Raw genomic sequence first — 26,869 nt, forward strand, 5'->3', positions numbered from 1 at the left:
CTCGAGCGCCGTGCCTGTCGAAAGCTTCCGGTTACTAAGTCGAGTGCGGTTCTGCTGCCCACAAATTGGACTAATACGCCGAGTTCATTCGATGGCGAGACCCAATAGGTCATCAGCACCTTACGGTTCCGTGGAACAATTTCTGCGTCTCGTCGACGACCAGAATGCCTAACGAGCGCATTCCGCGGAACCTTCGCTGCATAACTCATCTGGGATTCTGCTCCCGACTTTGAGTCCATCGCATATTGCTCCAAATAGATATGCACCGTGAAATTGGCTGCTATTTGCACCGTCTTGCATCGTGCTAGCTTCTTCGGTTGCCTAGATAAATGCCACCCCGTACCATGACAAGGAGCTAACCAATGAAGATGTGCTAACCGTGGCAAAAAAGAAGAACACCCCTCTCCTTATCGGCGCTGCTCTGGTCGTTTTTGCTTTCGTGTTTATTCCGAAAAAAGTGCTGTTTCTCCTCGGCGGCTTCATCCTAGTGGCGTACGCCTTCATCAAGATTCAACGACCCAACAAGGCACAACCAGAACCAATCCCTGACCTCCAAAATGCACAGGTCCGGCCCGGAGTGAAAGCCTGGGCGGCAAACGCCACCAAAGTCGCGGCACCTCAAGAAGTGGAGACGAACGAAACGAGCGCCAACGGTGTAGAACTGGACCTCAGCGAAGCCAAGCCCAACGTCGCTGATACGGCTATTGCCTTGACACCAGCTCCGCAGGCGGCCAGCAGCACACCTGCTATGCCAGCACCTATGACCATACCCGCTGCCAAACAAGACACCCCTCGCATGGTTGCCGATGCGGATGGCTTCGTAGCAGTCCGCATCTCCAGTCACCAAGATACGGACCGCCCAATTCCAGCAGCCCCTCCGGGGCTATCAAAAGGGGTTCGCTGGGTGCAGCCCGGTGAGTCAGTCTCCGTAGGCGGGCTTGAGATACCCGGCGGCATGCTGTACATCACGGGGCCGCAGAAAAGCCACCAAGAGCCAGACCCCTCGCTTATCAACCCCCGCCTTCCCGTGGCATCAGGTAGTCCCAACCTTACGTTGAAGCAGATGGGCTACTGGCCCAGCTACTCAACCATTTCCCCGGAAGCCCGGAAGGCATACCTATTGTGGCTAGCTGGCGGCCGCAAGTACCCCTCAGCTGATATCGGGTACGTGTTTTTGTTCTTCTACGGGCTCGAGCGCCGCGTTCTCGAAGACATGACCGGCGAGAATAGAGGGAGCCCTGAGCTAGCTGCGATTGAGGCCGAAATACATCGGCTGCTAGCCGCGTACGGACACAATCGCTCCTTTAAGGGCTACGCCAGCCGCTTTTTGGAGTTCGCCTTTGCCCCCGCCGACCCCGAGACCCCCGGCGCCCCGCCCGCGCTCCCGGAAGAGAGGGGGTTTGAGCTGCCCCTCAGCCTTCGAATCGGGTTGGGACTATTTGCTCGTGACCAAAAACCAGTCCCTGCTGAGTGGGCACTGGCTTGGCTACGTGCCGACCCCAACACCTATCTCCGGACGCCAGCCCTTAGGTGCCACGAACATTTCGCGACTCTCTTCAAGCAGCAGTACACCGATGAGCTCCGGGGTGGCCTTCGCCTGAAGGTCAATCGGACGAAACTCAAAATCAGCTACCAGCCCGCCTCCTCTGGACTGCGCTATGCGGAGTATTCCCGCACGCTACCAGGATTACCCGACGTATCGGCCGTGACAGCGCCGGTCGCCGAGTTGCGCAAACTCGCAAACAAATGCAGCGATGCGCTGGACGCCTACAGCCGCTATCTTGGCCGTAATCCAGACAAGGCACTGGCCCTGGAAGCGCTACTACTACTTCCTGTCGCTCTTTGGCCAACTGAGGTTCGTGCCGAGTTGGGGGCCTTGAAGAATCGCGTTGGTGATGGAATGGTCTTGATACCCTTTGGGGAGCTGGCCAGCCGGCTGAAGAGCTCCGGCCCCCTGTCTCGCGACAAGATGCTAGGCCTGGCACATGCCCTCGAGAGCCTTAATCTGGGAATCGAGCCAGATGTCATCGCTGGAACCAAGGCGCCAAAAGCCGAAGACAAAATCGTGCTGTTTCCGACGCTGCCCGAAGATGGGGCAGTGCGGCTCACACCAACCTACGTAGCGGCAACCGTTACGCTGGATTTAAGCTGTGCTGCCGCTCGTGCCGATGGGGAGGTGTCGCCACATGAAATGCTCCATTTAAGCAGGCAAGTTGACTCATGGGCACATCTTAGTGACGCCCACCGAAAACGGCTCAAGGCGCGTCTGCGCTTGGGGTTGGAGCAGCCCCCTACGCTGGCCTCGCTAAAGAAGAAAATGGAGCCCCTGTCCGGCGAAGCCAAGCGAGCGGTCGGCCAATTCCTCGCGCACCTCTGCCAAGCAGACGGCCTGGTCTCTCCGGAAGAGGTCAAGTTTCTTGAGCGTGTCTACAAGACCTTGGGCTTGGACACGCAACTCGTTTATTCGGACCTTCACGTTGCACCAGAGGCGCCCCTCAAGGGCGCTGCAGTCGCCGTGCCCGCATCGAGGACTGAGCCGAAAAAGGCAGGGGCAACCCAAAGCTTTACCCTCGACCATGAGCGCATCGCACAACTGCACAAGGAAACAGAAGCTGTTTCCGCTTTGCTCGCCGGCATTTTCACCGATGACACCCTTAACGAGGCTGCGGTGCCCCAGGAGGAATTGCCTGCAGAAGAGCCGGCCAAGGCTGAAAGCAGCATACTCGGGCTGAGCGAGGACTACTCGTCGTTTGTTCGCCACCTAGTATCCCGCCCACTCTGGGCACGGGAGGACCTGGGTGATGTTGCTGCCGACATGGAGTTGATGCTGGACGGCGCGCTCGAGCATATCAACGAGGCAATGCTAGACATATTTGAAGCGCCCCTCACCGAGGGTGATGACCCCATCGAAATTAACCAAGAACTTCTGGAGCAGCTACCCCTATGAGTGCCATTCGACCCAAGGACCGCGACGCCCTGGTCCAATCTCTACGCGCCGGCGTGGTCCCTCGTGCCGGCCAGCACCTGGTTCAGGTTGGCCGCGTCAAAGAGCTGGAGGCGCTCATGCGCGATGTTGAACGCATTGCGGATAGCGGGTCAGGCTTCCGTGTCGTTATCGGCGAGTACGGCTCGGGTAAGACATTCTTCTTGAACCTGGTTCGCGCGATTGCCCTCGAGAAGAAGTTGGTCACGATGCATGCGGACCTGAATCCCGATAGGCGGTTGCATGCGAGCAGTGGCCAAGCACGCTCTCTCTATGCCGAGCTGACGAAGAGCATGGCAACCCGGACCAAACCCGAGGGCGGCGCCCTGGCTGGCGTTGTCGAAAAATTCGTGGCGCAAGCAAAGGCCGATGCGAAAGCGGGGGGGGTGACAACGGAGGACGTCATCCGCCAGCGCCTAGGGCAGCTTGCCGAGATGGTCAATGGCTACGACTTTGCGGAAGTCATCGCGGCCTATTGCCGTGGTTTCGAGGAAGGCAATGAACAGCTCAAGACCGACGCCATTCGATGGCTGCGGGGAGAATTCTCGACCAAAACAGATGCGCGGGCGGCGCTGGGGGTCCGTACCATCGTCGATGACGCCTCCGTTTATGACCAGTTGAAGCTGCTGGCCCGGTTCGTCCGCCTGGCGGGCTACAGTGGCCTCATGGTCTGCCTGGATGAACTCGTCAATCTGTACAAGCTGGCGAACACCCAGGCCCGAAACTCCAACTACGAGCAGATTCTTCGCATACTGAACGATTCGCTGCAGGGTTCGGCTGAAGGACTGGGCTTTGTCCTCGGGGGGACGCCGGAATTCCTGCTGGACACTCGGCGGGGCCTATACAGCTACGCAGCGCTCCAGTCGCGGCTCGCCGAGAACACCTTTGCCCGGGCCGGAATGGTTGATTACTCGGGGCCGGTAATGCGCCTTGCCAGCCTGACCCCGGAAGACTTCTATGTGCTGCTTCATAAGCTGAGGCATGTCTACGCCTCAGGGGATGCTGCACGCTACCTGTTGCCTGATGAGGCTATCCCCGCATTCATGGAGCACTGCGCCTCCCGACTTGGTGAAGCATACTTCCGAACCCCCCGCACGACGATTACGGCATTCATCAATCTGCTTGCTGTACTTGAGCAGAACCCTGACGTCGATTGGCGAGAACTCATCGGTTTAACCGAAATCGCCAGTGACAACGGCGGTGCGGCCGACCTTTCGGTTGAGGATGATGACGAGCTTGCAAGCTTCCAACTCTGAGTCGTCTGGATTTGCTCGACTCGATGAGCGAATTCAGCGATGGATATGGACTGAAGGCTGGACCGCACTAAGAGACGCTCAAGAAAGGGCCATCCCGGCCCTTATTGATGCTGACCGTGATGTCATTGTGGCCGCGGCCACGGCCGCCGGAAAGACTGAAGCCGCCTTCTTCCCCATTCTGACCCATCTGCTTCAGCAGCCATCCACCTCCGGCCTAGTTGTTTATATCAGCCCGCTCAAGGCGTTGATTAATGACCAGTGGGGGCGGCTGACTGGGTTGTGTGAATCCCTGGACATCCCCGTTGTAGGTTGGCATGGGGACGTCGCCGCCAGTAAAAAGCATCGCTTTCTGAAGTCGCCTCAAGGGGTCTTGTTGATTACCCCCGAGTCGCTGGAGGCCTTGTTTGTGACGCGCGGCACCTCGATGTCCGGCCTCATGGCGAACCTTCGCTATGTGGTCATTGATGAACTCCATGCCTTCATTGGCTCGGAGCGGGGTAAGCAACTCCAGTCTTTGCTTCACCGGCTGGAGCGAGTAGCTGGTCATCATGTACCGCGTGTCGGCTTGTCCGCCACCCTGGGGGATATGCGATTGGCTGCGCATTTTCTCCGTAGCACCGACCCCGAAAAGGTTGAGCTCATTGAATCGAAAGTCAGTGGTCAGGAGCTTAAAGTCCTGTTGAAGGGCTATGAGGTCAAGCCCCCACGGATTGAACTTGAGCCTGACCTGGCAAACCCGGAACCCGAAGACGTCGTCAATGGAAGCATTCTTGATGTGGCTTCTCATCTCTACAAGGTCTTGCGGGGTACAAACAATCTGGTGTTCCCGAATAGCCGGCAAAAGGTTGAGACCTTCGCGGACCTGCTTCGAAGGAAGTGCGAGCGCGACTGTGTTCCAAACGAGTTCTGGGCCCATCACGGAAGCCTTTCGAAAGAATATCGAGAAGAAGCCGAGCAAGCGCTAAAGGAGGGAAGTCGACCGGCAACGGCGATTTGCACAACCACCCTTGAGCTTGGCATCGATATTGGCTCGGTCAGGAGCATCTGCCAGGTTGGTGAGCCGCCCTCGGTTGCAAGCCTTCGGCAGCGATTGGGGCGTTCAGGGCGCCGCAAAGGCGAGTCTGCCATCCTCAGGGCTTACTGCATCGAGCCTCAACTGGAACAAAGCTCGTCCACCTCAGATTGCCTGCGCGAAGCACTGGTCCAGTCAATCGCGATGATTCGCCTGCTGATAGCTGGGTGGTTTGAGCCACCGCGGGTAAGCGGGCTACATGGCTCCACACTGATTCAACAAATCTTATCGATTATTGCCGAGCGAGGCGGTGCTACGGCAGCACAGCTCTGGTCGGCCTTGGTCGCGTCCGATGGCCCCTTCGCGGGGGTATCGAAAGACGACTTTGTTGCCTTGTTGCGGCACTTGGGAACGTTACGCGTGCTCACCCAGGAAAGCTCGGGCCTGCTTCTCCACGGTGAGGTCGGGGAGCAACTCGTTAACCACTACACCTTCTACGCGGCCTTTGCCACGGAAGAGGAATTCCGCTTGGTATGTGATGGGAAAACGCTAGGCACGCTCCCGCTCAGCCGGCCGCTATTGCCTCAACAGGGTGTGATTTTTGCGGGAAGACGTTGGCGGGTGATTGATGTCGATACCGAGAAGAAGTTGATTGTTGTTTCTCCCTACAAAGGAGGAGCTCCTCCTATGTTCGAGAGTGGCCACTCGATGGTTCACGACCGAATTCGCCAAGAGATGCGTAAGGTGCTTGCCGAGACCGATGCTGTTGCGTTTCTCGACCATGAGGCCCAGCAACTCCTTCAAGAGGGACGTGAGCACTACAGACGCGCTGACCTAAAAACGACTCAGGTTACTCAGCGGGGTGCCGAGGTCGAACTACTGACTTGGCGTGGAGACTGGGTGAACGATGCTCTGGCCCTTCTTCTGACCCAACGAGGGTTGGCTTCTAACAATGATGGGCTGGTAATCAGCGTTTCAGGGGGCTCAAAGGACAAAGTTATTGAAGCGCTTCGGGGTATCTCGCAACTTGAAGACCTCGACCCCGTCACGTTACTTGCGGAAGCAAAAAACACTCTTAGAGAGAAGTGGGATTGGGCCATGCCAGATGAAATGGCACGACGTTCATTTGCCTCGTTATGCCTCGACCTGGAGGGAGCAAGGGATACGGCCCGAACGTTATACATGCAGGAGCGCTGAGTAGATGGGGGTTACAGTCAATCACCACTGACGAAAGTGGGGATTCGCCCCCAACACAGGCAGACTGAATCGCACCGGACTTCATGGAAAGAGCCATTACCTTAGCCTCCGCTCATACGGCTGATGGCTATGCCCCACTAAATCCTTGTTGTGCCGCTTGAGTAAGAACATATTCCCAATGGAATATTAGCCATTCACAATAACATCACTCCACAATACCGTTCTGGCAAACATGAACCCATTTTCCGCTCCAAGAAAGCTCTACAAGTACCTGTCGTCTGATGGCGCAACGAACCTATTCGAAAAGCCTTCTATCTGGTTTCGTTTATCGAACAAGTTCAACGACGTTTTTGACATGCGCCCCGCTGGCTCACATCCGACGGATGAGTTTGGGGCCATTCCTGTCCTATGTCTTTGCGAGACCCCAACATCTACGCCTATGTGGGGCCATTACGGTGAGAAAGGTGAAGGCGTCGTACTGGAGTTCGATACCGATTCGGAGTTTTTCAAGCGTCACGAGCCTTACAAGGTCCGGTATCAGACGAAACGACCGACGGTTAAAAATCTACGCGATGCCCTCCTGGTAAAGAACAAGGAGTGGGCGTATGAGCGCGAGTGGCGTTGCTTCACCGAATTGCCGCGTCATCTATCCGCAAAAGAACGGTTCCTAGTTTCTGAGCAGGCCGTGGCCGTTCCATTCCCGTTTGACGCCCTGTCTGCCATCATCCACGGCCACGACGGACAAGCAGTGATGGAGGCCATCAAATTCCTTGAGAATCCGCAGGCAAGCCACGTCCAGCACCTGGTGTGCCAGACTGACCCTCGGAAGTTTGTTTTCAACCTACGCACCTTGGAAGATTACTCGCACAACCACTCGGCCTCACTCCAACCAATCAAGGCTAACAAGTAGGCGTCTGCCACTGAGAAGTGCTCTACTAACAGGTACGGCCCAACTCTATTTTTTCAAATAGACTATAGAATCTTGGCTTTCATCGAGAAAACGAACGCCACAAAGCGCAACGCCACCTCGAGGGTGGCGTTGAACTCTTATGCTGCTGAGGGCTTCACCGGCTTAGGTACCTGAGACAGGTGCGGGAGTGGGGTCCTCAGTGCTTACAAGGCAAGTATAGCGCCTCAAAAAAGAGATGACCAGTACCCAAGAACAAGTATCCTCAACTACGGCTACCGAGCCGAGCCCTACCGCCCAGATGCTGGAGCTCCTGTCATCACCACGTCTACAGCCATACGTCCAAGCATTTAAGCCTGCCTCCGACCAAGGACAGCTCGGCGCCTACCTGTGGGGGCAAGCAGTAAGTGCCAGCCTCCATCCTTTTCTTGGATTTGCGGAAGTAGTCATCCGTAATGCAATCCATCAAAGCCTGTCTATGCAGTGCTCAAAGGACTCCAGCACTTCATATCCTTGGTATGACCGGGCGGCAAACGGCAGCATTATCCTGAAAGGAAAATCGCAAACCAAGGTAGAGAATTTGCTGTTTGAAGGAACACCACCTATCCGTAAAGCAATACAACCAACACCTGACCTAGTGGTTTCTAGGTTGTCTTTCGGGTTTTGGCCAAATGTCATGGAGGAGCTAAATCAACGCTACGCCCCGCAAACCTTTAATGATGTCTTCTCTCACCACCCGCATTCAGCTAGGCGACACTGGTCTTTTGACAAGAACAAAGAAGTTGTCGTGCTGAAGCTGAAACGTTTGCAAGACCTCCGGAATCGCGTGTGTCATTTCGAGGCTGTCTGGAAGCACCATTGGTTAGGAGCTGACGGTACACATTGGAGCCGAGCAGTGAAAAAGCTGCGCGAGCTTCATACCGAGATGCAGGAACTGGTTGGATGGTGCTCTCCGCTTGCAATTACGACCTACAAGAGTTCGTTTGGCCATAATTGGTTCAGCCGTCTCTGCACGACTGGAGCGGTGGCAGCCTTCATGACAAACGAGAGCGAATGGGCACGATTCCCGGAGTTTCCGCCTGCGCGCCCCGCGAGCAGTGATATCTGCGCCCTTCAAGAAAAATCAACTCAAGAAACGGCAAATTCAACATGAGCCACCACGGGGTCTGTTGATTTGTGAATTTCCCCTTCGGGGAAGAGTGGAAACTTTACGAACAAGGCTCTTGCGCACAGAAAATTCAATGGCTACTTCTACGAAGTCGCAAATATCTCTACTTACAGACTGTATTGCGATGCCATTGTGATTGACCAGCTGATGGCTGACGTTGTTCGCAAGTCGACTGCAAATTTGGAGGAGCGCTCGCTATGGGACTAGGGTATTTAGTTTGAATAACTGGCCAGGCTCACCGATTATGCTATTTGTGCATATGCAATTGGACAATAGTTCACTCAGAAGGTAGGGCGGGAAGACTTTGGCCGAGTAAGCCTGAGGCCGAACCCATTTCTTCTGGGATGCCGTCGAACCCAAACGGATTCTTGAGTATTTGCCGTTTGATAAGTTGGTTCACTGCATCATCCAAAAAAGCCAACGGATGCTTTAGAAAGTGCTGACTTACCACCTTGAGAAGTGACGAATCATTAGTTTCCCGAACCGTCTTCTCGAGCTCATCAGCGTAGAACACTTCAATTGTGTACTTTTGCGGGCCTATAGTCTGCTGAGCCATCAAGATTTTCATCTCGGCCTCAGGAGATAGCTTACCCGTTAGCCACAGCTCAAATTTCAATTTATACCGATGGTATTCTGCATTCTGAAGCGTATATTTCCTCACAAGCGGAATCCGTTTAGTCAGCCAATCATCCACATCCTTGTCGCTCAGCAAATTGCCAGGAAGGAGTCCCTTGCACTCAATGAAGCGAATCTCCCGGTCTTTGACAATAGCGCGCACATCGACCTCAGCGACGTCCTTGCCGCCCTCTCTGTATATCTTGTTCATAGTGATGTCGACATTGGGCGTCGTCTTTCGGACTACGTCCGCCACCACGAACTCAAACAGAGCACCTCGAAGCGTGCCAGCTGCCCCTTCAACTTTGCCCAGCCTCTCAAACAGCTCAGTAAACTTTTCGGGGGCAACCGCGTGCGTCGCAGCATGAATAAGCGTGCTGGCTAAATCCATCAATGCCCGGGCAACGTCGGTACCAAAGAGAGACTCGGGGGTAGCCGGCACGATACCAGCCCTTCGAATCATGTCCAGGGCATCCTTGGAATATCTATGTGCGACGAAAAACTGCAAGCAGCGGCCCACCCCACGGAACTGGCGTAATGACACACATTTGTAGATAAATGGGCGAACATCGTCTGCTCCAACTTCGTCAGTCAGAAGAACGTCCACGACGACGAAACCTGGCTTTGGCTTATCCGTATTGCTCCAAGTCGCCAGTGGACCTAAGAATGACGGTGCTGACAAATCCCACTCGAAACTCGCCACGGTAGGCACAGAACCCGGTACGTCACTACGTAGCTTGAAACTGTGGAAACTGCCAATACCAAGTTTGGCTGCCCACTCTTGAACCGATTGCAACAGTACGGTTTCTGCAATCAAACGCGCTCGTAACGGCGGAAGCAATTCGTCAATAAAGGTCTCCCCCTTAGCGAATGCAATGCATGCTCCCAAACCTGGTATCTCTAATTCCTGTAGAAGCCCAGTAGAAACCAATCGACCGTACACAGCTTCGCCAGATAGTTGGCGAAGCCCACTGGAGGCGCCAGCCGCTGACGCAAAATTGGTCAAAGGAATCACTCCCCCACGGGCGCTCAGGGCCCATATAGCCCTTGCGTAGGCACCATTGGTTTTCACCAAGGCTTCCGCCAATTTCCGCCAGAACCTAGGGCTTCCATACTGACCCGCAACGTACAGGAACTGGGCACCCCGAGAAAACTGAAGGTCAAGCGCTCGAATAGAATCGCTGCGACGCTCAATTCGCTTCCGGGCCGCCGAGGCTGAGATGCCATTCAGCTTCGCAAGAGCAGCTGCAAGGTCGCCGCTCATCTGCGGCCCTTGCTCCAGAAGGTAGTCAGTTAGTTCGTCTGCCATCTTAATTTTTCACATATGTCACACAGCGCTATTTATAAACTAAATCCATATATAACTTCGAAGGATTTTTCTTCATTAGGGCAACGCACAATCTACATAAAATCAATACGTTGATAATTTCACGAGTGAAATCTGTAAAAGTTCTATTGTCACAGTCCGTACTATCAGCCATTTCACAGAACGAACGTTCCTAAGCGTCGGCCTTGCAGCGCGTTGGCAACATTTGGTATTCAATCTGTTTTAAGTCTCATCCTTGTCTGACTCTGGTGACTGCTTCTTATCCTCAGGCACGTTGTAGTACGGCACCAGAGGGTGGTGTTCTCGGCTGCCTGGAGCCATGTGATGGGAACTGAACTTCAATTCCAAATCCAAATCCTCGGGAACGGGAAACATCTCTTTATCAATGATAATGAACTGTGTGTCTTTAAGTTCGCCCGCAGCAAGTTCGTACACCATGCTGTAGAAGGCTTGGAAAAATTCCAGGTTCTCCCGCTCGCTGACGTTCTTCATTACCGAATCAATTACCAAAATGGATGGCAGCGGAGCGCCAGTTTTGGTGGCGAGCCGATGAAGTGCCAATGCGTATGCGCTATGATTACCAAGGGCGCACGGAGGAGCACCCACTTAGCATGCGGAGACCTGATTGCGTACCAATATCGTTCTTGTCGATTTTGAAAATGTCCAACCGAAAGACTTTGGGCTGCTCAAGGATGGGCCATTCAAGGTCAAGTTGTTTCTCGGTCCAAATCAAACGAAGATTCCGGTCGCGCTTGCCGCATCGCTTCAAACCCTTGGGAGCAGCGTCGAGTACGTGCTCCTAGAGAGCGCCGGAAGCAATGCGCTGGACTTCCACATTGCCTACTACGTTGGGTTGCTCTCAGCTGAAGACCCCTCAGTATTCTTCCATATCATTTCCAAGGACTCCGGTTTCGACCCCCTAATCAAGCATCTCAAGGGAAAGAAGATATTTGCCCAGCGTTCTGCCTGTATTGCGGAAATGCCTTACTTCAAGCCCTCCTTGCCGCCAGCCGCCGACGCTCAGATTGACATCATCGTTGCTGACCTTATTCGGCGTAAGGCCTCGAAGCCGCGTACGCAGAAGACACTGCTCAGCACCCTGCATGCGTTGTTCAAGAAGGAGCTTCCCGAGCAACACCTCACTCAACTGTTCACGGCTTTGTGCAACCTTGGCTATGTGAAGGTCGATGGCACAAAGGTGTCGTATGCGCTCCCGTTGGAAACACAAGCTAGCTGACCCTCTTATGACAACATCGCCCCTCTCCAGAGCGAAACTTGCGCTGTTCATAACGCCACTAGCTTTTGCTGCCTGCACCGACCATCCCGCAGATAATCGTTTGCAACCAAATAAAACCGAGGCTTCCACGGAGCGAATTGGAAGTTGTAAGCTTCCACCCTTGGCGGTCAATGTTGGAGCCCAATTGGATGGCGCGTGGGGTGTCAATGCTCCGGGAGCCTTTCCATTCACGAAAGGCGGGCCTGAGCCTGAGCCTGGCAACGTGGCGCTTTCCTTAGAGTTGAATTTCAAGCTCTCCGGTGCCACACCTACCCTTGTTTCCATCACCGGCGGTACTCCTGCTGGCGACAAGGTTTTCCTGCCGGCATTGGTCAATAAACCAGTCGTCTACACGCCTCCTCCCGGCGGATATACCGATACGCCTACACAATATAGAGAGACGGGCTGTGATTCGGTCTGGAGCCCACAAGGCTCTACGGGGGCGCTGGCGACCCAGAACCCAGATGGTAGTTACAAAGCACAGTGCGCCACATTCGCAATGGATGTCATCCCCGTCGCCTTCACAATAAATGGTGACAGCTTTTCCGCTGACCTAGCCAATCCAGCCTTGTCGAGCTTCAGCGATAGCGGAAAAACAGGGTGGATAGACCCGAACACGGGGCAGGTTATGGTCGATGGAAAGGCTTATAGCAGGGTTACCCGGGGCTGGGAGCTTGCTGCCCGGCTCCAGGACGATGGGGTGGCAAAGTTTACTGCCGACCAGGTACCTTGGCAGGACAATCAGGTCGGCCACGTTACCGCTGAATTGGTCAAGTTGCAGCTAGCCAAGTTTGGGGGCACAGCAAGTAACTCTGGCAGCGACTACACTTACCGAACAGATGCATACAACCATGCCGGGAAATGGATGTTCTCCCATGGGCACTACTCAGTTGGCACACCCAAATCTGGGCCGGGGAGATTAAGTGCGGGGGTGGCAATGTTCTCGATTGATGGCGTCGTCTCACAGGACAAGAAGACCATCAATGTGAAGAGTTTTTCGTACTCAGGCCCGATGCTTGTCTGCCCTGCGAATGGCCATGAGTGCACAGCCAGCCCAGGGCGCAGCTTTACTGGACTCTCCTGTTCAGTGACGTTGTGATGGCAATCGAATTTAGATACTCAAGCCTAAGGGTAGGCTGCTCCAAGAGCCTTTCCGCTCAACATCTCCATCTCGCGCTCACCATAACTCGTTGCCTAATTGCCAACCATGGAATTCGCCCGGGCCCAGTCGAGAAAGCCCCGTGCGACTTCTGGCTCTACGATGACGTTTTTGCGCTTCGAGGCTGCGAGGTCGATGATGCAGTCGCGGTCTGTGTCAATACTGACCAAGTCCTTGAAGTGTTCCAGTATCAACCACAAAGCTTTGCACGCAAGCGCCTTTTCGTTAAATAACCGAGGCAGTACGTCTAAGCTATCTGGTTGCTGCGTAGGTAAGGACGGCAATATTGGTTGCTCATTCAGGCGCGCCTCGAGGTCCGCTATGTAGGCGCGCAGGCGGTCGTTGTCGCGCTTTAAGTTACCCAACTCGAGTTCCACGGTATGAATGACTGCCTGGGCCATAGGCTCGGACACTCGGACGGAGTCAGTCCCAGACCGCATTGCCATGAAATTCAGCAGCAAAGCCTTGTAGCGCTTGTTCCGAAGCAGCGTAGTGAAGCAACACGGCTTTCCTTCGGCGAGTTCAACTTGTTCAGCAACGGCCTTTGCCAGGTCGGTGACGTATTCGAATTTAGCCCGAGTTTTCCGCAAGGACGCGAGATATCGAGCGATTATCTGTTCACGTCCCTGAACGACCTTGTCCTGATAGCCTTTGAAGGGGTTAGCTGGGTGCTTCTTTGCCTTCGTTATTGCAGTAGGCAACTTTGGCTTTGTCACGCTACCTCCCGCGGGAGTAATTTGAGCGGTCTACTGGGAAATGAGTCAAGGTCGGCATCCGATTCCAGCATACGCTTCAGGTCACACAGCGTGAGGTGGTGAGCTGCCACAATCGAACGCAGCATTCCGAGACATTCAGCGGCAGGATTGGCAGATAGCTCCAGCTTCAAAGCAGCTCGGATGTTGCCCGTATTTGCGAGTAGCTGTCGGCGCAGCAAGTCAAACCGCGCCCTGATTTGCGGGCTTTCGAGCATCGGAAAAGCTTCACTCTCTGCAAGGCGTGCCAACACATACTCGGTCGTATCGGTGGGAAACAACGCTCGACTGAGGTGCTTTTCTATGATTTCCGGCTTCTGCACATGCCAGGATTTTGTGCTTACTCCTACTGCGATACGTTGACGCATCATCTCAAGCACCTCGGCAGCCATCTGCCACGCTGCTAGGTCTTCAGCAAGAACGTCGCGAGTCTGCTCGAGAGAATCCAACTCATCAGCGGTAAAGTCATTATTCGACTCCGCTGCCGCAATTCGCAGCTCAATTTCTGACAGACCTTCAAGCACCTGTCGTATCGTTGCAGTAATTGCCGGGAGATGGTCTATAGAACGAACAGCAAATGGGCACGGACCACATCGCTTCCACCCCTTGAGCTGGGTCACTACCTCACGAGGACACTGATTACCGTACGGGCAGATTTCGGTCTTGTTCTCAACTGCGCCAACTGCTCTGGTATCTCTAAGGACATCAAGACCTGTCTTGCTCTCCTCCCCGAAGGTCAGACTGATACATCCATAAGCGGAAATCGTCTCTTCGAAATTGGCCTTGAAGCTCTTTGAGAGATTTGAATTTACGTCGTCCGCCTTGATGTACGGCCCCCTTCGTCCTGGACTAGCTCGCAGCATTGCCTCATAGCCCTGTTCATAGCCTTTGTCCCGTAGAGACAAATGTTGCCGCTGCTGCTCTGCATAGGTCTCATCCTCATCAGGAACGACATAATGATAGACAGTAGCCTCTGTTTGCCCAGTAAAGCACCGACCAATGAGGTCTGCCGGGAGAACACAAATTGCATGCGAAACTAGGCTAACACGAGCACTATGAGGAGTGCTGACTGACTTTATGCGGAGGTTGCAAACCCGGGTTTGGCTGCCCCCGTATTCACGTAGCTTTTCATCCATGTTCGGGTCATCGTATGCAACACCAGAGGGCAAGAAGCGAATCAATCGAATCCCATGTTCCCCGACTGTGCTTAGCAGGCTTTGAAGGCCACCTAGTAACCGTGCCCAACACGATGAGTAAAACTCATCGCTGTGCGGACGCCCATCTGACGCATGCGCAAATAATGGGTAAAAGCATCCCCATTTGGTTTCGGGGTTATTGTTGTAAAAAACCTTCCTATTGAACTCCGGCTCATCAATAAGTTCACGCCACGCTCGCTGCCGCCTGAGAATCTCAATGACTTTAAAATTCACGAACGGCTTCCAGGGTTTCAACTTCCTTTTGTCTGTATTGACGTGAAGTTCTGCAAATTCCCGGCTACTATGCTCGTCGTCAACATACCGGTCAAAGGTCTCGCAATCGAGCCACTGAATGTGGTTATGGCGCAATCCAGTGTAGAGCGAAACAATAATCTGATGCAGCGCATGCGGATGCGGCACCTTGGCATAACCGCGGCCCTTTAGCTTCCTCTCCTCTACGTAGAAAACATTAGGAATTCGCCTCAATGGGTACGCTCTTCCTTTATGGAAGAGGACTGGTATGAATCCGATGGCGTTTTGGCGCTCGAAGCAATCGAGGGTCGTCCCGGTTGCGTGAAGGCCGACAAGTGCTTCATCCCCAATCTCACCCGATACCACCCGTTCTAGAATGACGGCCGAAAAAGTTGCCAATGTCTCTAAATAAGATAGAAGCAGCTTGAAGACACGCCGTGGAATCGGGCGCTTGTTTGTTCCGGACGATTTCGTGACTGCGGGGTAGTCAAATTTCTGTATTGGTTGGCGAAAGTCTCTAGACCCCGGAAGAGAATTGCATTGCCGCTCAATAAACTTGAACAATTGCTCGACCTGCTTCAGCAGGCCGTAATGGGTGGAGGGTTCCCACTTTCGGACTTGAGCGCTAATTTCAAGGAACTCTACTAATGCCAACGGGCGTAATTGACCGTCGAGTAGGCCCAGTTCGGAAACAAATACTGCCGACGTAAGCTTGGCTGGGGTCGAAGGAAACTCGAACTTGAAGCCGGGATTATCCGCATACCAATAAGGTAGGTAGCCGAAGAGGTATATGTTTAGGTATCCCAGAGCGGTGACACGCTGCTTCTTGTTCTCCGACCGAACTTTGCGCAAGAACGTACGTTGAATACTAATCCAGGTTTCCGAATTCGCCTTAAAGTCGAACTCAAGCCCGGGAAGACATTCCACCTTTGCCAGTACATCGGGCGCCATGGACGCGGGAGTTAGCGCCGCAGTCTGCTCCAAAAGATTGACGTCGCCCTTACCGAGTATGCCTTCGATACGCCCAAGCATTCTCGTTGGTTTCGCGGTCACGAGCGCCGAGCGCCAGCCGGCAGCATTAACTGGCGAAGCATCGCCGTATTTACGCTCGAGTAGGTCGGCAAGCATAAGCAGACCAAGGTCTTGGCCTCCGGAAAATCCAGTTTCGTCGTTTGCAGTTCTGAGCGACAGCATATTTTCGTAGGTAACATCCTCAGGCTCAAGCCATCCACCTGCAACAATGAGCCGCTGACAGACCCAAACAAGACGCTCCCGCTGTTTTGAGGTGTATGCATTGAATACTTCTTCGGTCTGATGGACGCCCTCACGGTAGTTCACTGAGCGGATGAACCGCAACAACTCAGGCAACTGGTCAAGCGGGCACAGTTCACGCCTTCCACTGATGGAGCGATTACTGGGTGATTCGAGCGCCCAAGGCCATTGAAATGAAAATGGCAGGACTATCGCACGGCGGACATGCAAGGCAATTAGGAAGGTCGAAAAGCCCCGGCGCAGCGGCGGAAGGTACGATTTGCGATACCCGCCTTGGCTACGCGTTACAGCCGCATATTGATTGGGGGAACAATGACCCTCACCAGCGCTAGTGAAGGCGAAGACGTCCTTCACATACTGCTCGTCGAAGTGTGCGTGGCCATCTCGCAGGATAAATCGTTCAATATGAGCAGGCAGAGCGGCCTCCAGATGGCTCTTCGTCGTAACCGTGGACAGTGCGATGTCTTGAAGTCCGTACGCCTGTAGCAACCAGTTACTGGCATTGCGAAGAGCCACCACGACACTTGTATGTAGTTCCTCGCCGGTCTGGAGAAAAACAAGCTCACCCTTCGTCGTATTAATCATCCGACTTATCTTTCATCTTCCGCCATCAGAGCTTCAACCTCTGCAAGTCGGGACAACAAGGCCATACGCTTCAGCTCATTTACCGAACGCACCTTGCCATTGCCGAAGAGCATCATATTTGCGTATTTCAGTTCAGCTTCTAGCAGGTCTCTGTCGTAACGAGCGTACTTTGCCGTGTGATTGACCTGACGATGCCCCAAGAGCTTCTGCACCAGCCCAATGGGAAGCCCAAACGTTCCATCAGGGCGGGGGAAATAGTTCAGGAGATAGGTGCCATACATGTGCCGCAATGAATGGGGCCCTTCTAGGTCCTGAACCCCTCCAAGTTTGATGGCCCTTTTAAGGACACCATTGCGCGAAGACGCTGTAGCCAAGTAATAAGGCACACCTTGCTCCTCCATTCTGGTGTACTGAAAGATGAAGCTATGCCGTCCATGCGGGATATATTCATGGCGAAGGTATGAAGCCAACGCCTCGAAAAACATTGTTGCAAAGGGGTCAATAAGCAGGGTTACGGACGTTGTCCTTCCTTTCCAAACAAGACGGTCTCGCTCCTCCGAGGTTAGCGCAATGTAGGAGCGACAATTTGGCCGGCTCTTAGGGTCCACCAAGCGCACAGCCTGCGTTGCCGTGTCGACATCCTCCCAGAGCAGTTGCAACGCTTCGCTAATTCGGCAGCCGCTTGCGCCACAGAAGGCATATAACGCTTTGTCTCGGTACGTCGTGAGGTGGACTAAAACGTCGGCTAGCTTGTCAAACGGGAATGCCCGTTCATGCTTGTAGCTGAGGTCCGGTGCAGTGGTAGGCAAGATACCTTCCTCAATCAACTTCGGCCCACCAGCAATTACCCCCGCCAACATCGAGTTGGCGACTAGCGCACGACGTTGGAAGTTGGGGAGCTCGTGTTTTTCACCGATGCCAAAGAGCAGCTTTTCCTCACCGATACAGGTAGAGCTGACACCGAACTTAGTCAGTTCCAGCATCTGTAAACGGACTCGCTCGGACAGCTTCAAGAAGCACCTGATAGCGGCATGCTTGGTTGAAGACGAGCTATGTGAATTCCGTGGCGACGGCAACGTCCCATCGACCCAACACGCAATCTCTTTGCCGGAATCTGAGCCGAGCACCAAGTAATCGTCGTAGGCCTCAATAACCTCCAGAAGAGTATCGTGGCTTACATTGCCGTCCTGTCCTGCCGGCACCCATACGGAGGCTTCGAACAAGTAATCGAAAAATTCGGCAAGCCACCTGCAATAGTTGGCTCGCGTGTTTACTGAGCGGCGCTGAACGGTCTTGGCGAAAATATCGAAGGCGTAAATAGGGTGACCGTTGGGGTCGAGCAGCCGCCACGACTGTTTTCCGTTTAGCCTCGTTTTGACTAAGGAAACATTTTTCAGCACCAGCCGCCCTCACAAAACACGCAACGGGCTGGAGGCTAAATCACCCTAAAAAATTATGCAATTTAGTCGTAAATTGCGACAAAGTGAGGATAAATGCCATTTTTTATTAAAAATTAGTGGCAACGTGCAACTAATTAATTGGAAATGGCGTTGGGCTCAAGCTAACGATGAACGTGCTCAGCCAGCACAATATGCAACTGGCGATAGGCTAAACGCGGCCTATGCCCAAGTAATTTGTTTTGATTTGCCACTAAATGCGGCAGAAGGCAAGACCCGAGAAGAAATGAGCGGGTGAAGGGAATCGAACCCTCGTATGCAGCTTGGGAAGCTACCGTTCTACCATTAAACTACACCCGCATTGCGACCTGCTTGTGGCCATCCTAATGTGCATCTGGATTAGCCTGTAATAAGAACCCACGGCTCTAGCTTGGGAAGCTAGGGTATTACCATTATACGACGCCCGCTCTGGGCAGAAGGCAGCATTCTAAGCGCAGAAGCGGCCGGGTTCAATCCTTGTCGGCGAGAGTCCGGTACTGCCCGGCGTGGAAAAGCAGCGGGGCGAGATCGACCCGTTCGCCGAAACGTTCGACGCGGCCGACGAAGATGATGTGGTCGCCACCGGCATGTTGCGTTTCGTTGGCGACTTCGAAGGTCGCGCAGCAGCCGGGGAAGACCGGGGCGCCGCCGATGCCGGCGTGCCAGGGCAGGCCGGCGAAGCGGTCGGCCGGCCAGGTGGCGAAACGGTTGGAGAGGTCCTGCTGGTTGTCGGCCAGGATATTGATGGCGTGGTGGCTGGCCCGGCGGAAGGCTTCCAGGTTGTGCGAGTTGTTATCGAGGCACCAGAGGACCAGCGCCGGGTCGAGCGAAACGGCCGAAAACGAATTGACGGTCAGGCCGATGGGGTGGCCATCCGGATCAATGGCCGTGACGATGGCGATGCCGGTGGCGAAGCGCCCGAGGGCATTGCGCAGGGCGCGGCTGTCGGATTGGGGTTGGGTCATCGGGACTTGATCTGCGTCAAAAGGCCGTATTATCCGTGCTCCCGCAGCACACGTCGAGGCAGAATTGGCCACGCAGCACTCTTTTACTGAACGCCTGATCACCTGGCAGAAGGCCGCAGGCCGCCATGAACTGCCCTGGCAGAACACGCGCGACCCTTACCGCATCTGGCTCTCCGAGATCATGTTGCAGCAGACGCAGGTCGCCACGGTGATTCCCTACTACCAGCGTTTTCTCGCCAGCTTTCCCGATGTGCAGGCCCTGGCCGCGGCACCGATCGAACAGGTCATCGAGCATTGGGCCGGCCTCGGCTATTACGCCCGGGCGCGCAACCTGCATCGCTGCGCCCAGCAGATTGCCGCGGTACACGCCGGAAAATTCCCGAAAGCCGCCGAGCAACTGGCCGAACTGCCCGGCATCGGCCGCTCCACCGCCGCCGCCATCGCCGCTTTTGCCTTCGGGCAGCGGGCGGCGATTCTCGACGGCAACGTCAAGCGGGTGCTGTGCCGGCAGTTCGGGATTGACGGTTTTCCCGGCGCCAGCGCCGTCGACCGCAGCCTGTGGGCATTGGCCGAAAGCCTGCTGCCGGAAACCGATATCGAGGCCTACACGCAGGGCCTGATGGACCTCGGCGCCACGCTGTGCACCCGGGCCCGGCCGCGCTGCGGCTACTGCCCGATGGCCACCGACTGCATCGCCTGCCGCGACGGCCGCCAGGCGGAATTGCCGACGGCCCGCCCGCGCGCCCCGGTGCCGGAACGCTCGGCCAGCTTCGTGCTGATCACCGACGGCGCCCGCCTGCTGCTCGAACGCCGGCCGCCGAGCGGCTTGTGGGGCGGCTTGCTGGTGCCGCCGGAAGGCGAGGTCGAGGCGACGCTGGCACGCCTCGGTCTGCAGGCCACCGAACGGCAGCCGTTGGCATCGCTCAAGCACGCCTTCACGCATTTCCGGCTCACCTTGCAGCCGACGCTGTGCACGGTGGCGGCCAGTACCGGCTGCGCCGAAGCGGGTCTGGAATGGCTGGCACTGGACAAGGCGGCCGAGGCCGGCGTGCCGACCCCGATCCGCAAGCTGATCAGACAGGTTGCCAGCGCACGGGGCTGAGGCCCCAGCGTTCGTAGGTTTCGGCCCGGACAATCTGGCCGTAGTGGTTGCCGACCTTGCGCGACAGGTCGACCTCGACCGGCGCCACGTACTGCCGGCGGCCGGTGTGGTAGATGACGCGGACCACCGGGCTGAGCGGCTTGTCGTGATGTACTTCGTCGACCACGGCGAGATGGCCGCTTTCGAGCAGGACCAGCGTGCCGACCGGATAGACGCCGACCGTCCGGACAAAGGCGGCGACCAGCGCCGGATCGAACTGCGTGCCACCCTGATCGAATAGCTGGCGCAAGGCGTGCGAGGGTGAAATGGCCGGCCGGTAGGGGCGGTCGGAGGTCATCGCATCGTAACTATCGACAATCGCCGCCATTCGTCCGGCCTGCGAAATCTCGTCGCCGGCCATCCGGTAGGGATAGCCGCAGCCGTTGTAGCGTTCGTGATGCTCCAGCACCACCATCACCGACGTTGCGGACAGCCGTGAAGTTGCTTCAAGGACGGCCAGCCCTTCCTCGACATGACCCTGGACGACTGAATATTCGGCCTGCGACAGCATCCCGGGCTTGGTCATCAGGCGGGCATCGATCGCGGCATGGCCGATGTCCTTGACCATCGTGCCGAGGGCCAGCTTTTCCAGCTCCGGCTGCGCCAGGCCCTGCTGGTGGCCGAGGGCGATGATCAGCGAGGCGGTCGCCACGGCATGCTCGGTGGCGTAGGCATCGAGGCGCTTCAGGCGGGCCAGCGGAACCAGGGCGTCCGGATTGCGCGCCACCGATTCGATCATCTTGCCAACCACCGGCTCCAGCCGGGCGGCATCGACCTCGCGGCCGGCCTGGGCGGCCAGCATCAGGTCGCTGACGACACCGCTCGCCTCGTTGAGCAGGCGCCCGGCCCGGCGCCGCTCCTCGCCGAGCGAGACCTGGCGCGGTGCGGCCTTGATCCGTTCGGTCAACGACAGGAACTTGCGCTCGACCTCGTTGATGCGGGCGATCGGCGACGGTGGCAGATCGATGCCACGGGCGGTATCGATGCTGACTTCGGTAATGCCCTCGGCGATCAGCGTCTTGACGTGAGCTTCGTCGCGGACCGCGAAACGCTGGCGCCAGACGTTGTGCTCCAGCCAGCGCTTGTGCAAATCCACGACATACATGCCGGGCAGCAGATCGTGGACGGAGATCTTGCGGATCACGCCCGTCGCCCGGTCAGGGCATCCGTTCGGAAGTCTCGGCCGCCTTGCGCGCGGCCTTTTCCTTCTGGGCGGCGACCTTGGCCGCGTGTTCTTCCTGCTTCTGGCGCTGCCTTTCGGCCTCGGCCGCCTTGCGACGGGCACCCTCCTCCGCCTTTTTCGCCTTGTCGGCCCGCGTTGCTGCCTCTTCCGCGGCGATTGCCTGACGCTCGGCTGTCGTTTCAGCTTCGCGCTGCTTCAATTCGGCTTCCCGTTGCGGCGCTGCCTCGCTGTGCCGCCGGTCGCTATCGGCGCGCTGCTCTTTCTTGACCAGGCGCTCGAGCGCCTTGCCTTCGTTTTCGATGTTCTTGCCGGCCCGCGAAGCCGCGATAAATTCGCTGCGCGCCTCGGCCCGACAGGAATTAACCAGGAATTTCTTGAAACAGGCGGCATCTTTCTCGGCATGGAGCCGCTCGGCCTCGGCCTGGCGGGCCTTGCCTTCGGCCTGCAACTCGGCGGCCCGCTCCAGCCGGCTGGCCCAGTCGGCCTGCAACTCGGCGCTCGGCCCGTCCTCGGCGGCCTGCGCCGAAAAGCTCAGGGCCAACAACAGGATCAGGCGGGCAACCATTGATAGGGGTCGATTTTCCATTTCTCGTAACTCTCAAAACTGCCGATGCGGTCCTGCACCTTGGAGAGATCGACGATCTCCGGCGGAATATAGTGCTGCTGGCCGGCGTGGTAGAAGATGCGCACCACCGGTTCCAGCAGGTTACCTTCATTTTGCTCGGTGACGACGCCCAGGCGCTTGCTTTCAAGCTGGACCAGGGTGCCGGTCGGGTAGATACCGATGGCGCGGATGAAGGACTGCACCAGTTGCTGGTCGAAGTGGTGGCTGCTCCATTCGAGCAGTTTCTTCAGCGCCTGCGTCGGCGGCATGCCCTTGTGATAGACCCGCTCCGACGAGATGGCGTCGTACACATCGACGATGGCTGCCATCTGGCCATACAACGAAATCTTCTCGTCGGCCAGATGGCGCGGATAGCCGGTGCCGTCGAAGCGTTCGTGGTGCTCGCCGACCACCTGCAGCGCGATCTTGCTTACGCCCGGCGAGTCTTTGAGCAGGACGACGCCTTGCGCGACGTGCGACTGCATCCGGGTGAATTCCTCATCGCTCAGCTTGGCAGGCTTGTTGAGGATCTGGTCGGGAATGCGTGCCTTGCCGACATCGTGCAGCAGGCCGCCCATCGCCAGATCCTTGATCACCGCGCGCTCCAGCTTCATGCCGCGGCCGAAAGCAACGAGCAAGGCGCACACGCTGACCGAATGGGCAAAAGTGTAGTCGTCGTGGCGTTTCAGGCGGGCCAGCGGCAACAGCGCATCCTGATTTCGAAAGATCGAATCGACCATGCCCTCGACCAGCGGTTCGACGCGCTCGACCTGGATTTGCTGACCGAGACGGATGTCATCCATCATGTGGCGAATGATCTTGTTGGCCTCGCCATGCAGGCGCCGGGCCCGTGCCGTCTCTTCCTTCAGCTCGGTACTGATCGGCTTTTCAGGCTGCTTCTGGGCGATTTCCTGCAGGCGCCGTTCGAGGTCGGCATTGACCTCCTGCTGGGTACGCCCCTCCCAGACGTCCGCCCCCTTCAGCGTGTCGATATACAACTCGCGGATGCCGAGCTTGACGATCTTGTCCACCGTCACCGTATCGCGAACGTGAAAAGCGTTCGAGATGAAGGGATGGTCCAGCCAGCCGCAATTGAGATCGTGGATATACATCCCCGGCTTGAGCTGTTCAGCGCGAATTTGCTTGATCATGAGGTCAAAACGTTGCGAATTGAGGCAATTCTAGCGCACGGCGCCGCTATAATCGTCCGCCTCATGATCGCCCTCCGCCAAGTCACCTTCGCCCGCGCCGGCCGCCCGCTGGTCATCGATGCCTCCGTTCAGTTGCACCCCGGCTGGAAAGTCGGCGTCGTCGGCGCCAACGGCTGCGGCAAATCCAGCCTGTTCGCGCTGCTTGCCAACGAACTGCACGCCGAATCTGGCGATGTCGAGATCCCGGCCAGTTGGCACATTGCCCGCGTCACCCAGGAAACCCCGGCCCTGCCCGATGCGGCGCTTGAATTCGTCCTGGATGGCGACCTCGAACTGCGCCGCGTCGAACGCGAACTGGCGGCCGCCGAAGCGCGTGGCGACGGCGAGGCGATCGGCCACCTGCATGCCCGTTACGGTGAAATCGACGGCTATTCGGCCAAGGCCCGCGCCGCCGAAGTGCTGCACGGCCTCGGCTTCAAGGATGCCGATTTCACCCGCCCGGTCGCCGACTTCTCCGGCGGCTGGCGGGTTCGCCTCAACCTGGCCCGCGCCCTGTCCTGCCGCGCCGACCTGCTGCTGCTCGACGAGCCGACCAACCACCTCGACCTCGATGCCGTCTTCTGGCTGGAGAGCTGGCTGAAGAACACCCCGGCGACGCTGCTGCTGATTTCGCACGACCGCGACTTCCTCGATGCCGTGGTCGGCCAGATCATCTCGATCGACCTGCAGCGCCTGTCGCTGACCAGCGGCGGCTATTCAGACTACGAACGGGCCCGCGCCGCCCGCCTGGCCAACCAGCAATCGGCCTTCGAAGCGCAGCAGCGCGAAATCGCCCACCTCAACAGCTTCATCGAACGCTTCCGCGCCAAGGCGACCAAGGCCCGCCAGGCGCAAAGCCGGATCAAGACGCTGGAACGGATGGAAATGGTCGCTGCCGCCCACGTCGATTCGCCCTTCCATTTCAGCTTCCGCCAGCCGAACGCGCTGCCCGACCCGCTGCTGACCATTGAAAAAGCCTCGGCCGGCTATGTCGACCGCAGGATTCTCGATAACGTCAGCATGGTGCTCCGCCCCGGCTGCCGGATCGGCCTGCTCGGCCGCAACGGCGCCGGCAAATCGACGCTGATCAAGTTGCTGGCCGGCGCCATCGAACAACAAGGTGGCGAGCGCAAGGAAGCCAAGGCGCTGAACATCGGCTATTTCGCCCAGCACCAGCTCGAACAGTTGCGCCCGGACGAGTCGCCGCTGCAACACCTGGCCCGCCTCGAACCGACGACGCCGGAGCAGGAACTGCGCGATTACATCGGTGGCTTCGACTTCCGCGGCGACATGGCAACGCGCGCCATCGAGCCTTTCTCCGGCGGCGAGAAATCTCGGCTGGCCCTGGCCCTGCTGATCCGCACCAAGCCCAACCTGCTGCTGCTCGACGAGCCGACCAATCACCTCGACCTCGAAATGCGCGAGGCCCTGACCTTCGCCATGCAGGACTACGAAGGCGGCATGGTCTTCGTCTCGCACGACCGCCACCTGCTGCGCACCTGCGCCGACGAACTGCTGCTCGTCGCCGACGGCAAGGCCGAGCCGTTCGACGGCGACCTCGACGACTACGCCGCCTGGCTGGCCAGCCAGCGCAATGCCGAAAAAGCGCCGGAACCGGAAGTCGCCGCCGAGAAAAGCGAACGCCTACAACAGCGCGCCGACGCCAAGGCCAACCGGCAGGCCCTGCTCACCCAGCGCCGGCCGCTGGTCAAGGAAATCGAGCAACTGGAACGCAAGCTGGCCAAGTGGAACGAGGAAAGGGCCGCACTCGACGCCCAGTTCGCCGATCCGGACTTCTATGCTGCGGTCGACCGGGTAAAAAGCGAAGAAATACACCGCCAGGCCGGCGAACTCGGCGAACAGATCGATGCCGCCGAACTGCGCTGGTTGGAAGTGCACGAATTGCTCGAAAGTCTGCCGACCGTCGACTAGGCGCGGCCGGCCGCCGCTCTGCTAGTTAGCCGCCGCCTCCGCTGCGGCCATGCCAACACCCTGATTGATGGACTTGGCCTGCCCGCCTCGCGGTGCAGGCCAAGGTCGTGCCCGCGCAACTCTTCCCAATCGACAAGCAGCACTCATCAATCGCCATGCGCAGGCGCCCCTCATTGGCCTGTCATGTGAAGAATTTCTCAATATATAAATATTGTCATATGGCAAAATCAATTAAATTGAGTTAAAAATGCCAATTACACAAAAACATATTTAGGCTCCCGTAAACAATCGGGCGCCAGCCCCCCCAGAACAAGACGGTGACCGATTGAAAAACGCCAACGATGCCTGCCAACTCGCCTTGCGACGCAAGGCGCTCGACCAGAGCCGCGACGAACTCGCGGAACTGTTGCTGAAGCTGCGCGATCCCGCAGACGGCAACATGTCGATCCCCACCATCGCCAACAACTTCTGCCAGTTGATCGAACTGGCCACCCGCCATTTCCATGAACAGGAACGCTATCTGGCGCGGATCGGCTTTCCCGATACGCTGCGCCACGAAGAGTTGCATGACCAGATCCTGTCCAAGGCGGCCGACATCTGCGAATCCCTGGTCAGCGGCGAGCTGACCGAAATCGAGACGTTGCGCCGGCGGGCGGTCAAGATTTTCGAGGATCACCTGCTCACCGAAGACCGCAAGATCGCCGACTTCACGGCGCCGGTCAGCACCCGGAAGAACTGAGCGGCGCCAGGCCCGACCCCGGCGGTCGACGCCCGAAATAGGCCGAAAAGCAAACCTCATAAGGTAAAATCGGCGTTTTTCCGAACACCCCGCTGGAGTAAAACCGTGCAAATCGTCTGCCTTGACCTCGAAGGGGTTCTCGTCCCCGAAATCTGGATCGAATTCTCCAAGCGCACGGGCATTCCCGAACTGATGCGCACGACGCGTGAAGAGCCGGATTACGACAAGCTGATGACTTACCGCCTGGACATCCTGCGCCAGCACAAGCTCGGCCTACCGGACATCCAGAAGGTGATCGCCGAAATGGGCCCGATGCCCGGCGCCCGCGCCTTCCTCGACAAACTGCGCGAGGATTACCAGGTCGTCATCCTGTCCGACACCTTCTACGAATTCGCCCACCCGCTGATGCGCCAACTGGGCTGGCCGACGCTGTTCTGCCATTCGCTGGAAGACGACGCCGACGGCATGCTGGTCAATTACCACCTGCGCATGCCGGACCAGAAGCGCGAAGCGGTCAAGCGCTTCAAGGAACTGAACTTCAAGATCGTCGCCGCCGGCGACTCATACAACGACACGGCGATGCTCGGCGAGGCCCACGGCGGCATCCTGTTCCACCCACCGGAAAACGTCATCCGCGAATTCCCGCAGTACCCGGTCGTGCTGAACTACGACGACCTGCGCAGCGAGATCGACAAAGCTTTCGCCAAGGCCGCCTGAGACCC

The 26,869-nt window shown here is 57.0% G+C and carries 21 protein-coding genes and 1 tRNA gene; 12 read left to right on the top strand and 10 right to left on the bottom strand.

Annotation, left to right across the window (positions count from 1 at the left end; translation table 11 throughout):
• Positions 1-379 precede the first annotated feature (379 nt).
• The 5 genes from GH663_RS13775 to GH663_RS13795 all read left to right on the top strand — a co-directional run bounded on the left by GH663_RS13775 (position 380) and on the right by GH663_RS13795 (position 8,508).
• Positions 380-2,947, top strand: coding sequence for a tellurite resistance TerB family protein (locus tag GH663_RS13775; RefSeq protein WP_211371152.1), 2,568 nt, complete (start codon positions 380-382; stop codon positions 2,945-2,947).
• Positions 2,944-4,239, top strand: coding sequence for an ATP-binding protein (locus GH663_RS13780; RefSeq protein ID WP_153132294.1), 1,296 nt, complete (start codon positions 2,944-2,946; stop codon positions 4,237-4,239). Before GH663_RS13775 ends, GH663_RS13780 begins: the two co-directional genes overlap by 4 nt.
• Entirely contained in the window at positions 4,211-6,448 is a 2,238-nt protein-coding gene (locus GH663_RS13785) for a DEAD/DEAH box helicase (protein WP_153132295.1), read from the top strand. The genes GH663_RS13780 and GH663_RS13785 overlap by 29 nt, the downstream gene beginning before the upstream one ends.
• A gap of 232 nt (positions 6,449-6,680) precedes the next feature.
• A complete protein-coding gene (locus GH663_RS13790) occupies positions 6,681-7,358 on the top strand; it encodes a DUF2971 domain-containing protein (protein WP_153132296.1) in 678 nt (225 codons plus the stop codon).
• A 235-nt stretch (positions 7,359-7,593) separates the two neighbouring features.
• Positions 7,594-8,508 (top strand): hypothetical protein, encoded by a 915-nt coding sequence (locus tag GH663_RS13795; RefSeq protein ID WP_153132297.1) that lies wholly within the window; start codon positions 7,594-7,596, stop codon positions 8,506-8,508.
• A 292-nt stretch (positions 8,509-8,800) separates the two neighbouring features.
• Here the strand turns inward: GH663_RS13795 and GH663_RS13800 are convergent, their stop codons facing one another.
• Entirely contained in the window at positions 8,801-10,447 is a 1,647-nt protein-coding gene (locus tag GH663_RS13800; protein WP_153132298.1) for a hypothetical protein, read from the bottom strand.
• A 240-nt stretch (positions 10,448-10,687) separates the two neighbouring features.
• Positions 10,688-10,957 (bottom strand): hypothetical protein, encoded by a 270-nt coding sequence (locus GH663_RS13805; RefSeq protein WP_153132299.1) that lies wholly within the window; start codon positions 10,955-10,957, stop codon positions 10,688-10,690.
• A 133-nt stretch (positions 10,958-11,090) separates the two neighbouring features.
• Between GH663_RS13805 and GH663_RS13810 the strand changes: the two genes are divergently transcribed.
• Both GH663_RS13810 and GH663_RS13815 read left to right on the top strand, forming a co-directional pair.
• Complete coding sequence (locus GH663_RS13810) at positions 11,091-11,702, top strand: PIN domain-containing protein (protein ID WP_153132300.1); 612 nt, start codon at positions 11,091-11,093, stop codon at positions 11,700-11,702.
• Positions 11,703-11,709: 7 nt separating this feature from the next.
• Positions 11,710-12,840 (top strand): hypothetical protein, encoded by a 1,131-nt coding sequence (locus GH663_RS13815; protein WP_153132301.1) that lies wholly within the window; start codon positions 11,710-11,712, stop codon positions 12,838-12,840.
• Between the two features lie 95 nt (positions 12,841-12,935).
• Here GH663_RS13815 and GH663_RS13820 read toward each other — a convergent pair whose 3' ends face one another.
• The 3 genes from GH663_RS13820 to GH663_RS13830 are packed head-to-tail and all read right to left on the bottom strand — an operon-like array spanning position 12,936 to position 18,357.
• Positions 12,936-13,616 carry a hypothetical protein gene (locus tag GH663_RS13820; RefSeq protein ID WP_153132302.1) on the bottom strand — a complete coding sequence of 227 codons (681 nt, stop codon included), beginning with the start codon at positions 13,614-13,616 and terminating at the stop codon, positions 12,936-12,938.
• The gene (locus tag GH663_RS13825) at positions 13,613-16,957 is read right to left on the bottom strand and encodes a hypothetical protein (RefSeq protein ID WP_153132303.1); all 3,345 of its coding nucleotides are present in this window, start codon (positions 16,955-16,957) and stop codon (positions 13,613-13,615) included. Before GH663_RS13825 ends, GH663_RS13820 begins: the two co-directional genes overlap by 4 nt.
• A gap of 5 nt (positions 16,958-16,962) precedes the next feature.
• Positions 16,963-18,357, bottom strand: a complete 1,395-nt coding sequence (locus tag GH663_RS13830) for a tyrosine-type recombinase/integrase (RefSeq protein ID WP_153132304.1) — start codon at positions 18,355-18,357, stop codon at positions 16,963-16,965.
• A gap of 55 nt (positions 18,358-18,412) precedes the next feature.
• Between GH663_RS13830 and GH663_RS13835 the strand changes: the two genes are divergently transcribed.
• Entirely contained in the window at positions 18,413-18,652 is a 240-nt protein-coding gene (locus GH663_RS13835; RefSeq protein ID WP_153132305.1) for a hypothetical protein, read from the top strand.
• On the opposite strand, the gene GH663_RS13840 is transcribed toward GH663_RS13835, so the two are convergent.
• Positions 18,644-18,714 (bottom strand) — tRNA-Gly (locus GH663_RS13840). The genes GH663_RS13835 and GH663_RS13840 overlap by 9 nt on opposite strands.
• A 149-nt stretch (positions 18,715-18,863) precedes the next feature.
• Positions 18,864-19,358 carry a flavin reductase family protein gene (locus GH663_RS13845; RefSeq protein WP_066883106.1) on the bottom strand — a complete coding sequence of 165 codons (495 nt, stop codon included), beginning with the start codon at positions 19,356-19,358 and terminating at the stop codon, positions 18,864-18,866.
• 64 nt (positions 19,359-19,422) lie between these two features.
• Between GH663_RS13845 and mutY the strand changes: the two genes are divergently transcribed.
• Entirely contained in the window at positions 19,423-20,460 is a 1,038-nt protein-coding gene (gene mutY, locus GH663_RS13850) for an A/G-specific adenine glycosylase (protein ID WP_153132306.1), read from the top strand.
• Here the strand turns inward: mutY and GH663_RS13855 are convergent.
• Genes GH663_RS13855 through GH663_RS13865 form a run of 3 tightly spaced genes read right to left on the bottom strand, consistent with a single transcriptional unit; the run spans position 20,432 to position 23,437 of the window.
• Positions 20,432-21,643, bottom strand: coding sequence for an HD-GYP domain-containing protein (locus tag GH663_RS13855; protein WP_153132307.1), 1,212 nt, complete (start codon positions 21,641-21,643; stop codon positions 20,432-20,434). The two genes, mutY and GH663_RS13855, sit on opposite strands and share 29 nt — an antisense overlap.
• 13 nt (positions 21,644-21,656) lie before the next feature.
• A complete protein-coding gene (locus GH663_RS13860) occupies positions 21,657-22,268 on the bottom strand; it encodes a hypothetical protein (RefSeq protein WP_153132308.1) in 612 nt (203 codons plus the stop codon).
• Entirely contained in the window at positions 22,232-23,437 is a 1,206-nt protein-coding gene (locus tag GH663_RS13865) for an HD-GYP domain-containing protein (protein ID WP_153132309.1), read from the bottom strand. The genes GH663_RS13860 and GH663_RS13865 overlap by 37 nt, the downstream gene beginning before the upstream one ends.
• A gap of 63 nt (positions 23,438-23,500) precedes the next feature.
• Here GH663_RS13865 and GH663_RS13870 point away from each other — a divergent pair, with 63 nt between their 5' ends.
• From GH663_RS13870 to thrH, 3 genes are all read left to right on the top strand, one after another.
• Positions 23,501-25,408, top strand: coding sequence for an ATP-binding cassette domain-containing protein (locus tag GH663_RS13870; protein WP_153132310.1), 1,908 nt, complete (start codon positions 23,501-23,503; stop codon positions 25,406-25,408).
• A gap of 325 nt (positions 25,409-25,733) precedes the next feature.
• Positions 25,734-26,147, top strand: a complete 414-nt coding sequence (locus GH663_RS13875; protein ID WP_153132311.1) for a hemerythrin family protein — start codon at positions 25,734-25,736, stop codon at positions 26,145-26,147.
• A 105-nt stretch (positions 26,148-26,252) separates the two neighbouring features.
• Positions 26,253-26,864, top strand: coding sequence for a bifunctional phosphoserine phosphatase/homoserine phosphotransferase ThrH (thrH, locus tag GH663_RS13880; protein WP_153132312.1), 612 nt, complete (start codon positions 26,253-26,255; stop codon positions 26,862-26,864).
• The last annotated feature ends 5 nt before the right edge of the window (positions 26,865-26,869 follow it).

It is taken from the genome of Dechloromonas hortensis (genome assembly GCF_009469765.1).
Classification (GTDB): Bacteria; Pseudomonadota; Gammaproteobacteria; order Burkholderiales; family Rhodocyclaceae; genus Azonexus; species Azonexus hortensis.

Coding starts and splice junctions, on each gene's coding strand:
- GH663_RS13780 (WP_153132294.1), top strand. CDS start 2,944: ATGAGTGCCATTCGACCCAAGGACCGCGACGCCCTGGTCCAATCTCTA.
- GH663_RS13785 (WP_153132295.1), top strand. CDS start 4,211: ATGACGAGCTTGCAAGCTTCCAACTCTGAGTCGTCTGGATTTGCTCGA.
- GH663_RS13790 (WP_153132296.1), top strand. CDS start 6,681: ATGAACCCATTTTCCGCTCCAAGAAAGCTCTACAAGTACCTGTCGTCT.
- GH663_RS13795 (WP_153132297.1), top strand. CDS start 7,594: ATGACCAGTACCCAAGAACAAGTATCCTCAACTACGGCTACCGAGCCG.
- GH663_RS13800 (WP_153132298.1), bottom strand. CDS start 10,447: ATGGCAGACGAACTAACTGACTACCTTCTGGAGCAAGGGCCGCAGATG.
- GH663_RS13805 (WP_153132299.1), bottom strand. CDS start 10,957: ATGAAGAACGTCAGCGAGCGGGAGAACCTGGAATTTTTCCAAGCCTTC.
- GH663_RS13815 (WP_153132301.1), top strand. CDS start 11,710: ATGACAACATCGCCCCTCTCCAGAGCGAAACTTGCGCTGTTCATAACG.
- GH663_RS13825 (WP_153132303.1), bottom strand. CDS start 16,957: ATGATTAATACGACGAAGGGTGAGCTTGTTTTTCTCCAGACCGGCGAG.
- GH663_RS13835 (WP_153132305.1), top strand. CDS start 18,413: ATGCAATTTAGTCGTAAATTGCGACAAAGTGAGGATAAATGCCATTTT.
- GH663_RS13845 (WP_066883106.1), bottom strand. CDS start 19,358: ATGACCCAACCCCAATCCGACAGCCGCGCCCTGCGCAATGCCCTCGGG.
- GH663_RS13860 (WP_153132308.1), bottom strand. CDS start 22,268: ATGGAAAATCGACCCCTATCAATGGTTGCCCGCCTGATCCTGTTGTTG.
- GH663_RS13865 (WP_153132309.1), bottom strand. CDS start 23,437: ATGATCAAGCAAATTCGCGCTGAACAGCTCAAGCCGGGGATGTATATC.
- GH663_RS13870 (WP_153132310.1), top strand. CDS start 23,501: ATGATCGCCCTCCGCCAAGTCACCTTCGCCCGCGCCGGCCGCCCGCTG.